At 67.4% G+C, this 13,865-nt stretch carries 13 protein-coding genes and 1 tRNA gene; 11 read left to right on the top strand and 3 right to left on the bottom strand.

All coding sequences use genetic code 11. The features are described 5' to 3' along the window. Position 1 precedes the first annotated feature (1 nt). Positions 2 to 778 (bottom strand): 3-hydroxybutyrate dehydrogenase, encoded by a 777-nt coding sequence (locus ABDJ85_RS06685; RefSeq protein WP_347703993.1) that lies wholly within the window; start codon positions 776 to 778, stop codon positions 2 to 4. A 40-nt stretch (positions 779 to 818) separates the two neighbouring features. Here ABDJ85_RS06685 and ABDJ85_RS06680 point away from each other — a divergent pair, with 40 nt between their 5' ends. From ABDJ85_RS06680 to ABDJ85_RS06655, 6 genes are all read left to right on the top strand, one after another. Beyond that, on the top strand, positions 819 to 1,703 hold the full coding sequence (locus ABDJ85_RS06680) for an alpha/beta fold hydrolase (RefSeq protein WP_347703992.1): 885 nt from the start codon (positions 819 to 821) through the stop codon (positions 1,701 to 1,703). Next, the gene (locus ABDJ85_RS06675) at positions 1,700 to 3,949 is read left to right on the top strand and encodes a RelA/SpoT family protein (RefSeq protein WP_347703991.1); all 2,250 of its coding nucleotides are present in this window, start codon (positions 1,700 to 1,702) and stop codon (positions 3,947 to 3,949) included. The genes ABDJ85_RS06680 and ABDJ85_RS06675 overlap by 4 nt, the downstream gene beginning before the upstream one ends. A gap of 42 nt (positions 3,950 to 3,991) precedes the next feature. Further along, positions 3,992 to 4,068, top strand: a tRNA-Val gene (locus ABDJ85_RS06670). 157 nt (positions 4,069 to 4,225) lie between these two features. Further along, the gene (phaR, locus tag ABDJ85_RS06665) at positions 4,226 to 4,762 is read left to right on the top strand and encodes a polyhydroxyalkanoate synthesis repressor PhaR (protein WP_347703990.1); all 537 of its coding nucleotides are present in this window, start codon (positions 4,226 to 4,228) and stop codon (positions 4,760 to 4,762) included. Between the two features lie 42 nt (positions 4,763 to 4,804). Then, positions 4,805 to 6,187, top strand: coding sequence for a 30S ribosomal protein S12 methylthiotransferase RimO (gene rimO / locus ABDJ85_RS06660; protein ID WP_347703989.1), 1,383 nt, complete (start codon positions 4,805 to 4,807; stop codon positions 6,185 to 6,187). Positions 6,188 to 6,189: 2 nt separating this feature from the next. Further along, a complete protein-coding gene (locus tag ABDJ85_RS06655; protein WP_347703988.1) occupies positions 6,190 to 7,368 on the top strand; it encodes a PLP-dependent transferase in 1,179 nt (392 codons plus the stop codon). An 85-nt stretch (positions 7,369 to 7,453) separates the two neighbouring features. Here the strand turns inward: ABDJ85_RS06655 and smpB are convergent, their stop codons facing one another. Beyond that, complete coding sequence (gene smpB, locus ABDJ85_RS06650) at positions 7,454 to 7,918, bottom strand: SsrA-binding protein SmpB (protein WP_347703987.1); 465 nt, start codon at positions 7,916 to 7,918, stop codon at positions 7,454 to 7,456. Between the two features lie 47 nt (positions 7,919 to 7,965). Here smpB and ABDJ85_RS06645 point away from each other — a divergent pair, with 47 nt between their 5' ends. Next, entirely contained in the window at positions 7,966 to 8,424 is a 459-nt protein-coding gene (locus tag ABDJ85_RS06645) for a type II toxin-antitoxin system RatA family toxin (protein WP_347703986.1), read from the top strand. Continuing rightward, positions 8,414 to 8,755, top strand: a complete 342-nt coding sequence (locus ABDJ85_RS06640; protein WP_347703985.1) for an RnfH family protein — start codon at positions 8,414 to 8,416, stop codon at positions 8,753 to 8,755. The genes ABDJ85_RS06645 and ABDJ85_RS06640 overlap by 11 nt, the downstream gene beginning before the upstream one ends. Positions 8,756 to 8,758: 3 nt before the next feature. On the opposite strand, the gene ABDJ85_RS06635 is transcribed toward ABDJ85_RS06640, so the two are convergent. Further along, entirely contained in the window at positions 8,759 to 9,268 is a 510-nt protein-coding gene (locus ABDJ85_RS06635) for a DUF4124 domain-containing protein (protein WP_347703984.1), read from the bottom strand. A 72-nt stretch (positions 9,269 to 9,340) separates the two neighbouring features. On the opposite strand from ABDJ85_RS06635, the gene guaB reads away from it, so the two are divergent. The 3 genes from guaB (at position 9,341) to guaA (ending at position 13,719) form a co-directional block, all read left to right on the top strand. Beyond that, complete coding sequence (gene guaB, locus ABDJ85_RS06630; protein ID WP_347703983.1) at positions 9,341 to 10,807, top strand: IMP dehydrogenase; 1,467 nt, start codon at positions 9,341 to 9,343, stop codon at positions 10,805 to 10,807. Positions 10,808 to 10,873: 66 nt separating this feature from the next. Next, positions 10,874 to 12,115: an MFS transporter gene (locus ABDJ85_RS06625; RefSeq protein WP_347703982.1), complete on the top strand. Its 1,242-nt coding sequence runs from the start codon at positions 10,874 to 10,876 to the stop codon at positions 12,113 to 12,115. Then, on the top strand, positions 12,112 to 13,719 hold the full coding sequence (guaA, locus tag ABDJ85_RS06620) for a glutamine-hydrolyzing GMP synthase (protein WP_347703981.1): 1,608 nt from the start codon (positions 12,112 to 12,114) through the stop codon (positions 13,717 to 13,719). Before ABDJ85_RS06625 ends, guaA begins: the two co-directional genes overlap by 4 nt. Positions 13,720 to 13,865 lie beyond the last annotated feature (146 nt).

Genomic DNA, 13,865 nt, shown 5'->3' with positions numbered 1-13,865 from the left:
GCTACTGCGCCGTCCAGCCACCATCCAGCGACCAAGCCTGGCCACGCACATTGCTGGCCGCGTCCGAGCACAGGAAGACGGTCAGCTCGCCCAGTTGCTCGGGCGTGGTGAAGGCCAGCGACGGCTGCTTCTCGCCCAGCAGGCGGCGCGTGGCTTCGGCGTTGTCCACGCCCTCGGCGGCGGCGCGGGCATCCACCTGTTTTTGCACCAGCGGCGTCAGCACCCAGCCCGGGCAGATGGCGTTGACGGTGACCGGCGAGGTGGCTGTCTCCAAGGCCACCGCCTTGGTCAGACCCACCAGACCATGCTTGGCCGCCACATAGGCCGACTTGTTGGCCGAGGCCACCAGGCCGTGCACCGATGCCAGGTTGATGATGCGGCCCCAGCCCTTGGCCAGCATGCCCGGCAAGGCCAGGCGCGTGGTGTGGAAGGCGCTGGAGAGGTTGATGGCGATGACGGCGTCCCAGCGCTCGGGCGGGAAGTCCTGCACCGGCGCCACGTGCTGGATGCCGGCGTTGTTGACCAGCACGTCCACGCCGCCAAACTCCGCGTCCGCATAGGCCATCAGTGCGGCGATCGCGGCCGGATTGCTCATGTCCGCGCCATGGAAGCCGACCTGCGGCGAACCCGCCGCCTTAACCTGGGCCACCGGTCCTTCGGTGTCGCCGAAACCGTTCAGGATCAGGCGCGCACCCTGACGCGCCAGCGCCAGCGCGATGCCGAGTCCGATACCACTGGTGGAGCCCGTCACGAGAGCGGTCTTGCCTGCCAAAGCCATGGTCTACCCCTTGCTACGATGAACCCGAAGGATAGAAGCGATGACTGAACCGCAGCTGAACTTTGTGCAGTGCATCAGCCCGACGGGTCTGCACCGCATGGTCTATTGGGACTGGGCCGGCCCGTCGCCCGACGCGCCGGTGCTGCTGTGCGTGCATGGCCTGGCGCGCCAAGGCCGAGACTTCGACACCCTGGCCCGCGCGCTGCAGGACGGCTACCGCGTGGTCTGCCCCGACGTGGTGGGGCGCGGCCAGTCTGACTGGCTCCCCAACCCGCAGGGCTACACACCGCCGGCCTATGTGCCCGACATGGTCGCCTTGATCGCCCGATTGGGTGTGGACCAAGTGGACTGGCTCGGCACCTCGATGGGCGGCCTGATCGGCCTGGCGCTGGCGGCGCAGCCTGTGGTGGGCGCGCGGCCCAATCCGATCCGGCGCCTGATCTTGAACGATGTCGGGCCCTCGGTGAAGCTGGAGTGGATAGCGCGCATCCAGGCCTACCTGGGCAAGGCGCCGAGCTTTGAGCGCTACGAGCAGGGCGTGGCCTATTTGTTGGCCATCTCGGCCGGCTTTGGCCCGCACACGCCCGCGCAATGGGAGGCGCTCAGCCGCCCGATGCTGGTGGAGCGCGACGGACGCTGGCACTTGCACTACGACCCGGCGATTGCCGTCCCCGTGGCGGGCACCACGGCCGAGCAGGCTGCGGCCAGCCAGGCTCTGCTTTGGCAGATTTGGGACGGCCTGCGCTGCCCGGCCCTGGTGCTGCGCGGCGCGGAGTCCGACGTGCTGCCCGTCGAGGTGGCAGCTGAGATGACGCAGCGCGGCCCCAAGGCCAGCCTGGTCGAGTTTGCCGGCGTGGGCCATGCGCCCACCTTGGTCCAGCCCGAGCAGATCGCTGCCGTGCGGGCCTTTCTTGACAGCGCATGAAGACGGGCAAAGCCTCAGACCGCACGGGCACCTCGCCCATCGTGGCGCTGTTTGACGCGCCCGACGCTCTCGATCGGGCTGACGAACTGGGCCGCGCGCGCGCCTTTGCGGAACCCCTGCTGGCCCCTCAGCTGCTCGACACCGGCGAGAACGCGCTGGAGCACGCCTGCGCCGTGGCCGAGATCCTGGCCAGCATCGGCGCGGCGCCCACGCTGCAGGCGGCGGCCTTCCTGGTCTATGCGGCGGACTTCCTCACCAAGCCCGAGGAGACCGTGGCCAAGGCCTTTGGCGACAGCCATGCCAGCCTGGTCACCCACACGCGGCGCCTCGTCCAGATCCAGCGTGCCGTGCGCGGTGCCAAGGTGGAAGAGCAGCAGCAAGCGCTGCAGACCGAACGCGTGCGCAAGATGCTGCTGGCCTTCTCCAAGGACCTGCGCGTGGTGCTGCTGCGCCTGGCCTCGCGCCTGCAGACCCTGCGCTGGTATGCCGAGAGCCGCACGCATTGCCCCGACTGGCTGGCCCGCGAGGCCCAGGCCGTCTACGCACCGCTGGCCAACCGGCTGGGTATCTGGCAAATCAAGTGGGAGCTGGAAGACCTGGCCTTCCGCTTCCTGGAGCCCGAGACCTACAAGCAACTGGCCAAGGCCCTCGACGAGACCCGGCTGGGCCGCGAGCAGCGCATCGAGGCGGCGCGCAAGGCCGTGCAGGACGACCTGCGGGCGCAGGGCCTGGAGGTTGAAGTGCAGGGCCGCCCTAAGCACCTGTTCAGCATCCACAAGAAGATGCTGGGCAAGGGCCTGGAACTGGCCCGTGTGTTCGACCAGAGCGCGCTGCGCGTGATCGCGCACGACGTGGCCGACTGCTACGCCGCGTTGTCCCGGTTGCATGAGGTCTACACCCCGGTCCCGGGCGAGTTTGACGACTACATCGCGCGCCCCAAGCCCAATGGCTACCAGTCGCTGCACACCGTGGTGCGCGATGCCGCCGGCAAGGCGATGGAAGTGCAGATCCGCACCCGCGCCATGCACGAGCACGCCGAGCATGGCGTGGCCGCGCACTGGGCCTACAAGGAGGCGGGTGCGCGCGGCTACGCGGGCGTGGTCGCGGCTGGGGAGTTTGAAGAGCAGGTGGCTCAGGCGCGCAAGGCGGTGCTCAACCAGTTGCTGGCTTGGGAGCGCGACTTCTCGGCTGCCGAGGCGGGGCCGGGTTTTGACGACCGGCTCTACGTCTTCACGCCCCAGGCCACCATCGTCGAGCTCAGCCCCGGCGCCACGCCCATCGACTTTGCCTACGCCGTGCACACCGACCTGGGCCACCGTTGCCGGGGGGCGCGCGTGGACGGCCAGATGGTGCCGCTCAACACGCCGCTGCAAAGCGCGCAGACCGTCGAGATCCTGGCGGCCAAGGAGGGCGGCCCCTCGCTCGACTGGCTCAACCCCGAGCTCGGGTTTCTCAACAGCCAGCGCTCCAGGGCCAAGGTGCGCGCCTGGTTCAACGCGCTGCAGCAGGCCGCCACCATCGCCAAGGGCCGTGACCTCGTGGAGCGCCTACTCCAGCGCGAGGGCAAGACGGCCGTCAAGCACGACGAACTCGCGGCTCGGCTCGGCTTCAAGGGGGCCGACGCGCTCTTTGAAGTGGTCGGCAAGGACGAGTACTCGCTGCGCAACATCGAGCTGCTGCTGCGTCCGCCCGAACCCACGCCTGACGAAGACGAGCTGCTGGCCCAGCGCCACACCCGTTCAGCCAGCACCGCCGCCCGAGGGGGTGTGCTGGTGGTGGGCATCGACTCGCTGATGACCACGCTCTCGCGCTGCTGCCGCCCCGCGCCGCCCGATGCCATTGCCGGCTACGTGACGCGGGGCCGGGGCGTGGCCATCCACCGCGCGGACTGCAGCAACCTGCGCGAGATGAAAAGCCGCGCCCCCGAGCGCGTGATCGCCGTCGCCTGGGCCGACGCGCCCGCCGATCGCTCGGCCAAGGGCGCCGCGCTCTACCCGGTGGACGTGCTGGTCGAGGCCGCCGACCGACCCGGCTTGCTGCGCGAGGTGCTCGAGGTCTTCGCCAAGGAGAAGATGAACGTCATCGCCGTCAACACCCAGTCACTCAAGCCCGACGCCAGCCGTCGCGCGTCGGGTGACACGGCCTGGATGAGCTTCACGCTCGAAATCTCCGACGCCGTGCGCCTGGCGGCGGTGCTGCGCCAGGTCGCTCAGATCGCCGGGGTCCGCGCCGCACGCCGCAAGTGACGCCGTGAGCCCGAATTTCCATGCTATAGTCATCGACTCTTCAGGCGCGTAGCTCAGCTGGTTAGAGCACCACCTTGACATGGTGGGGGTCGTTGGTTCGAGTCCAATCGCGCCTACCAAATTCCGTAGTGACTGAAGTGCCCAAAACCCCCGGTTCGCAAGACCCGGGGGTTTTTCTTTGTGGCGTGGTTGCCGCGCTGCGCTCTGGTTAACCCGTTCGGGTGGCCAGCGGAGCGCCTGCCTAGAATCAAGCCGCAACAGGCACAGGAGAACTGCATGACCACCACCCGTCGTGGCAAGGCGCGGGCGACAAGCGACACGGCCGAGGGCGGTAGCGATGGCAGCAGCAAAGCCGCCAAACCCGGCATCCGGGTGCTCAAGAAGTACCCCAACCGCCGCCTCTACGACACCCAGACCAGCGCCTACATCACGCTGGCAGACGTCAAGCGCATGGTGCTCGAGGGCGTTGAGTTCGAAGTCCTGGACGCCAAGACCCAGGAAGACCTGACCCGCTCCATCCTGCTGCAAATCATCCTGGAAGAGGAAACCGGCGGCGTGCCGCTGTTCTCGACCACCTCGCTCGCCCAGATCATTCGCTTCTATGGCCATGCCATGCAAGGCGCCATGGGCGGCTTGCTGGAGAAGCAGATGCAGGCCATTGCCGACATGCAGCAGCGCTTTGGTCAGCAAGGCGGTGTGCCCTTCACGCCCGACGCCTGGAGCGGCCTGATGAGCGGCATGACCGAGCAGTCCAAGGCCCTGATGAACCAGTGGCAGGAGCAGTTCAAGATCTTCCCCTTTGGGAAGAAGTAAGCAAGAAGTGGGGTGACCCGCGGCATCGCCGAAAATGCGGCGATGAACGACACGACCGCCACCCCAGCTGCCGCACCCAAGATCGGCTTCGTCAGCCTGGGCTGCCCCAAGGCGCTGACCGACAGCGAACTCATCCTGACCCAGCTCTCGGCTGAGGGCTATGCCACGAGCAAGACCTTTGCCGGGGCTGACCTCGTCATCGTCAACACCTGCGGCTTCATCGACGATGCCGTCAAGGAAAGCCTCGACACCATCGGCGAGGCCCTGGCCGAGAACGGCAAGGTGATCGTCACAGGCTGCCTCGGCGCCAAGATGGGCGATGGCGGCGACAACCTGGTCAAGTCCATCCACCCCCGGGTGCTGGCCGTGACCGGGCCGCATGCCACCCAGGAGGTGATGGACGCCGTCCACACCCATGTGCCCAAGCCGCACGACCCCTTTGTGGACCTGGTGCCGGCCACGGGCATCAAGCTCACGCCCAAGCACTACGCCTATCTCAAGATCTCCGAGGGCTGCAACCACCGCTGCGCCTTCTGCATCATCCCCAGCATGCGCGGCGACCTGGTCTCGCGGCCGATTGGCGATGTGCTCAAGGAGGCGGCGGCGCTGTTTGAGTCGGGCGTCAAGGAGTTGCTGGTCATCAGCCAGGACACCTCGGCCTACGGCGTGGACATCAAGTACCGCACCGGCTTCTGGGACGGTCGCCCGGTCCGGACCAAGCTCTTCGACCTGGTCGAGCAACTCGGCCAGATCGCCAAGCCGCATGGCGCCTGGGTGCGCCTGCACTACGTCTACCCCTACCCACATGTGGACGAGATCCTGCCGATGATGGCCGAGGGCCTGGTCTTGCCCTACCTGGACGTACCCTTCCAGCACGCCCACCCCGATGTGCTCAAGCGCATGAAGCGCCCGGCCAGCGGTGAGCGCAATCTGGAGCGCATCGAGGCCTGGCGCAAGGTGTGCCCGGAGCTCGTGATCCGCTCGACCTTCATCGCAGGCTTCCCCGGCGAGACCGAGGCTGAGTTCCAGTATTTGCTCGACTTCATGCGCGAGGCGCGCATCGACCGCGCCGGCTGCTTTGCCTACTCGCCCATCGAGGGCGCGCCGGCCAATGAGCTGCCGGGCGCGCTGCCCGACGAGGTGCGCGAGGAGCGCCGCGCGCGCTTCATGGCCGTGGCCGAAGAGGTGTCGGCTGCCAAGCTGCAAGCCCGTGTCGGCCAGACCCTGCAGGTGCTGGTCGATTCCGCCCCGGCCCTGGGCCGCAAGGGTGGGGTGGGTCGCTCGTATGCAGATGCGCCAGAGATCGACGGCACCGTGCGCCTGCTGGCGCCCGCCAAGGCCTCGACGCAGCTGCGCGTCGGCCAGTTCGCCCGCGCCCGCATCGTGGCGGCTGAAGGCCATGATCTGATCGGCGAACCGCTCTGAGCATGAGTACCGACCGCAAGGCCACCGAGCTCATCCACCACCCCTACGAGGCGCCCGAGGGCTTTGCCTCGCCGGTGGTGGGCGTGCACAAGGCCTCGACGGTGTTCTTCAACTCGGTGGCCGACCTGCGTGCGCGCCGCTGGGTGGACAAAAGCGGCTACACCTACGGCCTGCACGGCACCCCCACCACCTTCACGCTGGAAGCACGCCTGGCCACGCTGGAGGGCGCAAAGCATGTGATCCTGGCGCCCAGCGGCCTCTCGGCGCTGACTGTGGTGAACATGGCCCTGCTCAAGGCCGGCGATGCGGTGCTGCTGCCCGACAACGTCTACTACCCGAGCCGCGATTTCGCGCAGCATGAGATGGCGGGCTGGGGGGTGTCGCACCGCCTCTACGACCCGCTCGATGCAGCCTCACTGCGCGCGCAGTTGCAGCCCGATGTGAAGCTGGTGTGGCTGGAAGCGCCGGGCTCGGTCACGCTGGAGTTCCCCGATCTGCCGGCCCTGATCGCCACCATCCGCGAGGCTGCGCCGCAGGCGGTGATCGCGCTCGACAACACCTGGGGTGCGGGCCTTGCCTTCGCGCCTTTTGAGTTGGGCCTCGATCTCACCATCCACGCGCTGACCAAATACCCGTCGGGTGGTGGCGATGTGCTGATGGGCTCCATCGCCTGCCGCGACGACGCGCTCTACGAAAAGCTGGCTTGGACGCACAGCCGCCTCGGCCTGGGCGTGGGCATGAACGATGTGGAGAGCGTGCTTCGCTCGCTGCCGACCCTGCCGCTGCGCTATGCGGCACAAGACGCGTCCTGCCGCCGCATTGCCGCCTGGGCGCAAGCCCGGCCGGAGGTGCGCCGCGTTCTGCATCCGGCCGTGGCTGGCTCGCCAGGGCATGAGCATTGGGCCAAGCTTTGCACGGCAGCCGCCGGCCTGGTGACGCTGGAGATGGACCCGGCCATCCCATCTGGCAAGGTCGATGCCTTTGTGGACGGCCTGAAGCGCTTCCGCATCGGTTGGAGCTGGGGCGGCCCGGTCAGTCTGGCCGTGCCCTACCGGGTGAACGGCCTGCGCAAGCTGCCTCAGCCCTACGAGGGCGTGCTGGTGCGGCTGTGCATCGGGCTCGAAGCGACAGAGGACCTGATCGCTGACTTGGAGGCTGGGATTCAAAAGCTACGCGGCTGATGGCTGCGGCGCTCATGCCGTCCCGCTGGTATCGCGGGCCAGCCTTCGGCAGCCGAGCCGACCCTGCCGGGTCGTCTGTGCAGCCTCAGTCCTTCGGACCTGATGAGACTTTGTGTCTCATCAGTCGGCCCTTTTCTCTTTCCCACTCACGCTCTTTGATCGTGTCGCGCTTGTCGTGCTCGCCCTTGCCCTTGGCCAGGGCCACTTGCACCTTCACGCGGCCGTCCTTGTAGTGCAGGTTCAGCGGCACAAGGGTGTAGCCGCGCTGCTCGACCTTACCCGTCAGGCGACGGATCTCAGCCTTGTGCATCAAGAGCTTCTTCGTGCGGTCGGCCTCGGGGTGGACGTGGGTGGACGCGCTGCGCAGCGGGTTGATGCGGCAGCCGATCATGTAGAGCTCGCCGTCGCGGATGTGCACATAGCCCTCGGGCAACTGCACCTGGCCGGCGCGGATGGCCTTCACCTCCCAGCCGGCCAGCACGATGCCGGCCTCGAACTGCTCTTCGATGTGATAGTCATAGCGGGCGCGGCGGTTCTCGGCGATGGACATGGAGTCTCAAGTGGGGGCGATGGCCCTCCCTACAATCTTTGGATTCTATGAAGCAGGTGAAAAAGTCCGTCCTGCTCTGGCATCCGCCGCGTCTGATGTTCGACCTGGTGACTGATGTGGAGCGCTACCCTGAGTTCCTGCCCTGGTGCTCGCGCGTCGAGGTGCTGGACCAAGAGCCGCAGGCCATGACGGCCAAGTTGCACCTGGCCTACGCGGGAGTGAAGCAGGCTTTCACCACGCGCAACACCCATGACGCCGGGCGCGAGGTGCGCATGGCGCTGGTGGACGGCCCCTTCTCCCAGCTCGACGGTGTCTGGCAATTCCTGCCGCTGGGTGAGCCGGGCGCAGACGGCGAGGCGCGGGCCTGCAAGGTGGAGTTCGAACTGCAGTACGCCTTCGCGCACGGGGCGCTGGAGGCGGTCATCAGTCCGGTGTTCGACCGCATCGCCAACACCTTTGTCGATTGCTTTGTGCAGCGCGCCGAGGGCTTGCACGGTGCGCGTTGAACTGGTGTGGAGCCCAGCGGCTGGCCGCTACCAGCAGCGCTGGCTGGATCTGGCTGAGGGCAGCACGCTCGCACAGGCGCTGCAGACCTGCCCCGACCTGCTGGCCGACATGGCGCAGCCCCTGGAGGCACTTCAGGTGGGGGTCTGGGGGCGCCAGCGTCCGCTCGACACACCGCTCCGGGACCGTGATCGGATCGAGGTCTATCGACCTTTGACCGTGGACCCCAAGGAAGCGCGGCGCCTGCGCTATGCCAAGCGCGGCGGGCCCATCGTGTCGCGCCACCGGCCCAAGTTCGCCAACAAGCTCAAGCCCGGCAACGGGCCGCGCTGAGCCTCAGCGGCACTCGCTGGCGACCAACTGGCGGGCGCGAGCGGTCTCGCCGGCCAGTTGGGTCTCGTCCAGGAAGACGCGCTGGCCTTGCTCGTTCACCTTGGTGATGCGTGTGCCGCTTTGCAGGCTGCGCAGGTTCTCCTGGGCGCGGCTGCAGTTCTCGCGGCGCTGCTCGGCCATGCGCTGCTTTTCCTGTTCGTCCTTCAAGCGAGCCTGGCGCTCTTCCTCCTGGCGCTTTTGCTCGGCGGCGTCAGGGCGCGAGGCTGCGGGCTTGGGGGCGGCGGCCGATGCAGCCGCAGCAGCGGCCGATGCGGCTGCCCCCACTGGCAGCAGCGTGACCGGGCCGCGCTTGGCATTCGCCGGGCGCTGCAGGATGTCCTTTTCCGGGGTGCCTTGCGGTGGCGGTAGATCGCTGTATTGGGTGACGCCATTGGCATCGCGCCACTTCCATTGGGCCTGGGCCGGCAATGCGGCGAGCAGGGCGAGCAGGAGCAGAAAGGGGGCGTGACGCATGGGCTTGAGTGTAGCCAGGGGCAGGGCAGCGAAGGGGGCTCTCTATAATGCCGCTTTGCGTCTGGAGCTCCTATGCGCCTTCTAGGCAAAGCGCTCACCTTCGACGATGTGTTGTTGGTGCCGGCTTACTCCCAGGTGTTGCCCCGCGACACCAGCCTTGCGACCCGACTGTCGCGCAATATCGCCCTGAACCTGCCCCTGGTGTCCGCCGCGATGGACACGGTCACCGAAGCGCGCCTGGCCATCGCCATCGCGCAAGAGGGTGGCATCGGCATCATCCACAAGAACCTGCCAGCCGCCGCCCAGGCGCGTGAGGTGGCGCGCGTCAAGCGGTATGAATCCGGCGTGGTGCGCGAGCCGCTGACCATCACGCCGCAGACCACGGTGCGCGAGGTCGTCGAGCTGTCCCGTCTGCACGGCTTCTCGGGCTTCCCGGTGGTCGAGGGGCGAAAGGTGGTCGGCATCGTCACCGGGCGCGACCTGCGCTTCGAGACGCGCATGGACGCTCCGGTCACCGAGATCATGACCCCGGCTGCGCGGCTCATCACCGTCCAGGAGGGCGCCTCGCTCGACGAAGCCAAGGCCCTGATGCACCGCCACAAGCTGGAGCGCGTGGTCGTCGTCAACGACGCCTTCGAGCTGCGCGGCCTGATGACGGTGAAGGACATCACCAAGCAGACCAGCTTCCCCAATGCCGCGCGTGATTCGCACGGCGGGCTGCGGGTGGGCGCGGCGGTGGCCTTTGGCGAGGACACCGAGGAGCGCGTCGACCTGCTGGTCAAGGCCGGCGTGGACGCCATCATCGTGGACACGGCCCACGGCCACAGCGCCGGTGTGCTGGAGCGCGTGCGCTGGGTCAAGTCCCGCCACCCGCACGTGGACGTCATCGGCGGCAACATTGCCACCGGCGCGGCGGCGCTGGCGCTGGTCGAAGCCGGTGCCGACGGCGTCAAGGTGGGCATCGGCCCGGGCTCCATCTGCACGACACGCATCGTGGCCGGTGTGGGCGTGCCCCAGATCACCGCCATCGACAACGTCGTGACCGCCCTCAAGGGCACCGGCGTGCCGGTGATCGCCGACGGCGGCGTGCGCTTCTCGGGCGACCTGGCCAAGGCCATCGCGGCCGGCGCCGACTGCGTGATGATGGGCGGCGCCTTTGCCGGCACCGAAGAGGCGCCGGGTGAGGTCATCCTCTACCAGGGCCGCACGTTCAAGAGCTATCGCGGCATGGGGTCCTTGGGCGCCATGGCCAAGGGCAGCGCCGACCGCTACTTCCAGGAAGGCGGCAACAACCCCAACACCTCCAAGCTGGTGCCCGAGGGCATCGAGGGCCAGGTGCCCTACAAGGGCTCGGTGGTGCAGGTCATCTTCCAGATGGCGGGCGGTTTGAAGGCCTCCATGCACTACTGCGGTTGCGCCACGATTGCCGAGATGCAGTCCAAGGCCGAGTTCGTCGAGATCACCTCGGCCGGCATGCGCGAAAGCCATGTGCACGATGTGCAGATCACCAAGGAGTCTCCGAACTACCGGAGCGAATAACCAGGAGCACGCGGAGCGGGGCGACACCATCGCCCCGCTTTGCTTTTTGCGATGAGCGATTCGACCGTGTCGACCCCGTCCCCAGGCCGCGCCGCTGGCATGGGCTTCATCATGGTCACGGTGCTGATCGACATGATCTCGATCGGCGTCATGGTGCCCGTGCTGCCGCACATCGTCGGCCTGTTCACCGGCAGCAATGACGAGCAGACGCTGGGCTTCCTGGCGGTGACCCTGGCCTTTGGCGTGGCCAATTTCTTCGGCTCGCCCATCCTTGGCGCGCTGTCGGACCGCTATGGCCGGCGGCCCGTGCTGCTGATGGGTTTTGCCGGTCTGGCGGTGAGCTTCTTCGTCACGGCGCTGGCCTCGGCGCTGTGGATGCTGGTGGCTGTGCGCCTCTTTTCGGGCGCCATGCAGGCCAATATCGCCATCGCCAATGCCTATGTGGCCGACATCTCCACCCCCGAGGACCGCGCCAAGCGCTTCGGCATGCTGGGCGCGATGTTCGGCCTCGGCTTCATGCTGGGCCCGGTGATCGGCGGCGTGCTGGGCGACATCAATGTGCGCTACCCCTTCTTCCTCGCTGGCTCGCTGGCGGTGCTGAACTGGTTCTACGGCTTCTTCGTGCTGCCTGAGTCGCTGCCCAAGGAGCGGCGCCGCCCGATCGAGCGGCATCGTCTCAGCCCCTGGTCGGCGCTCAAGGGCCTGGCCGGGCTCAAGGGCGTGGGTGCCTTGGTCTGGGTGCTGGGCCTGAGCTCGCTCGCCCAGTTCATGCTGCACAACAGCTGGGTGCTGTACACCAAGTTCAAGTTCGGCTGGGGCCCGGGGCAGGTGGGTTGGTCGCTGTTCCTGGTGGGCATCGTGTCGGTGCTGAGCCAGGGCGTGCTGCTCAAGCCCCTGCTCAAGCGCTTCCAGCCGCGCCAGCTGGCCCTGGTCGGCCTGGTGTCGGGCGGCTTGGCCTTCATGGGCTATGGCCTGGCCACCGAGGGCTGGGTGCTCTACGTGATCATCTGCTTCAACCTGCTGGGCGGTGTCGCGCAGGCCTCGATGCAAAGCATCATTTCCAACGCAGCGGACGCCAAGCACCAGGGCAGCACCATGGGCGCGGTGTCCTCGCTCAACAGCCTGATGGCAGTGCTAGCGCCGGTGGCCAGCCTGGAGCTGCTGCGCTGGGTCTCGCATTTGCCGGTCGGCTCGATCTGGATCGGGCTGCCTTTCTTCGTGTCGGCTGCGCTGATGGGCGTGGCGACCCTCATCACGCTGCGCTTCTTCCGCAGCCATCCCGCGCCAGCTGTGGCCCCTTCCGCATGAAGCACGACAAAGTCCTCATCCTCGATTTCGGCTCCCAGGTCACCCAGCTCATCGCGCGCCGCGTGCGCGAGGCGGCCGTCTACTGCGAGATCCACCCCAACGACGTCTCCGACGACTTCATCCGCAGCTTCGAGCCCAAGGCCATCATCCTGAGCGGCAGCCACGCCTCCACCTACGAGGACCACGAGCTGCGCGCCCCCCAGGCCGTGTGGGATGCCGGCGTGCCGGTGCTGGGCATCTGCTACGGCATGCAGACCATGGCCGTGCAGCTGGGCGGCAAGGTCGAGTGGAGCGACCACCGCGAGTTTGGCTACGCCGAGGTGCGCGCCCATGGCCATACCGCGCTGCTCAAAGGCATCGAGGACTTCTCGACCCTCGAGGGCCACGGCATGCTCAAGGTTTGGATGAGCCACGGCGACAAGGTCACCGCGCTGCCCCCCGGCTTCAAGCTGCTGGCCAGCACGCCCAGCTGCCCCATCGCCGGCATGGCCAACGAGGACAAGGGCTACTACGCCGTCCAGTTCCACCCCGAGGTCACGCACACCCTGCGGGGCCAGGCGATGCTGACGCGCTTCGTTCGAGAAATAGCCGGCTGCAAGGGCGACTGGATCATGGGCGACTACATCGAGGAAGCCGTCGCCCGCATCCGCGAGCAGGTGGGCGACGAAGAGGTCATCCTCGGCCTCTCCGGCGGTGTCGATTCGTCGGTGGCCGCAGCCCTCATTCACCGCGCCATTGGTGACCAGCTGACCTGTGTCTTCGTCGATCACGGCCTGCTGCGCCTCAACGAGGGCGACATGGTCATGGACATGTTCGAGGGCAAGCTGCATGCGCGCGTGATCCGCGTCGATGCGAGCGAGATGTTCCTGGGCGAACTGGCTGGCGTGACCGACCCTGAGCAGAAGCGCAAGATCATTGGCCGCCTGTTTGTGGATGTGTTCAAGGCCGAGGCCGCGAAGTTGAAGGCCGGCACGGGTGGGCACAAGGGCGCCACCTTTCTGGCCCAAGGCACCATCTACCCCGACGTGGTTGAGAGCGGTGGCACCAAGACCAAGAAGGCCACCACCATCAAGAGCCACCACAACGTCGGTGGCCTGCCTGAGCAGCTCGGCCTCAAGCTGCTGGAGCCGCTGCGCGAGCTGTTCAAGGACGAAGTGCGTGCCCTGGGCGTGGCCCTTGGCCTGCCGCCCGAGATGGTCTACCGCCATCCCTTCCCCGGCCCGGGCCTCGGCGTGCGCATCCTGGGCGAAGTGAAGAAGCAATATGCCGACCTGCTGCGCCGCGCCGATGCCATCTTCATCGACGAGTTGCGCGGCTGGAAGGACGAGGCCACCGGCAAGAGCTGGTACGACCTCACCAGCCAGGCCTTCACCGTCTTCCTGCCCGTCAAGAGTGTGGGCGTGATGGGCGATGGCCGCACCTACGACTACGTCGTCGCCCTGCGTGCCGTGCAGACCAGCGACTTCATGACCGCCGACTGGGCCGAGCTGCCCTACGGCCTGCTCAAGAAGGTGTCGAGCCGAATCATCAACGAGGTGCGCGGCATCAATCGCGTGACCTACGACGTCAGCTCCAAGCCCCCGGCCACGATTGAGTGGGAGTAACGGGGACTTGCGACAGTCCTGAGGACTGTCGCTAGCCTCGTTACTCGGAGCCGCATGCTTGCGGCGAGGTGGGGCAGACGGGGACTTGCGACAGTCCTGAGGACTGTCGCTAGCCTCGTTACTCGGAGCCGCATGCTTGCGGCGAG

The organism is Roseateles paludis (assembly GCF_039872745.1).
GTDB lineage: Bacteria > Pseudomonadota > Gammaproteobacteria > Burkholderiales > Burkholderiaceae_C > Pelomonas > Pelomonas paludis.
The sequence above is the reverse complement of the archived record's forward strand: the minus strand, read 5'-3'. Positions and strand labels throughout refer to the sequence as shown.

What these genes read in the sequence shown, in the direction of transcription:
- smpB (WP_347703987.1), bottom strand. Translation starts at nt 7,918, where the DNA reads ATGTCCATCGCCGAGAACCGCCGCGCCCGCTATGACTATCACATCGAA.
- ABDJ85_RS06685 (WP_347703993.1), bottom strand. Translation starts at nt 778, where the DNA reads ATGGCTTTGGCAGGCAAGACCGCTCTCGTGACGGGCTCCACCAGTGGT.
- ABDJ85_RS06635 (WP_347703984.1), bottom strand. Translation starts at nt 9,268, where the DNA reads ATGCGTCACGCCCCCTTTCTGCTCCTGCTCGCCCTGCTCGCCGCATTG.
- guaA (WP_347703981.1), top strand. Translation starts at nt 12,112, where the DNA reads ATGAAGCACGACAAAGTCCTCATCCTCGATTTCGGCTCCCAGGTCACC.
- ABDJ85_RS06645 (WP_347703986.1), top strand. Translation starts at nt 7,966, where the DNA reads ATGAAGCAGGTGAAAAAGTCCGTCCTGCTCTGGCATCCGCCGCGTCTG.
- guaB (WP_347703983.1), top strand. Translation starts at nt 9,341, where the DNA reads ATGCGCCTTCTAGGCAAAGCGCTCACCTTCGACGATGTGTTGTTGGTG.
- ABDJ85_RS06655 (WP_347703988.1), top strand. Translation starts at nt 6,190, where the DNA reads ATGAGTACCGACCGCAAGGCCACCGAGCTCATCCACCACCCCTACGAG.
- ABDJ85_RS06680 (WP_347703992.1), top strand. Translation starts at nt 819, where the DNA reads ATGACTGAACCGCAGCTGAACTTTGTGCAGTGCATCAGCCCGACGGGT.
- ABDJ85_RS06675 (WP_347703991.1), top strand. Translation starts at nt 1,700, where the DNA reads ATGAAGACGGGCAAAGCCTCAGACCGCACGGGCACCTCGCCCATCGTG.
- phaR (WP_347703990.1), top strand. Translation starts at nt 4,226, where the DNA reads ATGACCACCACCCGTCGTGGCAAGGCGCGGGCGACAAGCGACACGGCC.
- rimO (WP_347703989.1), top strand. Translation starts at nt 4,805, where the DNA reads ATGAACGACACGACCGCCACCCCAGCTGCCGCACCCAAGATCGGCTTC.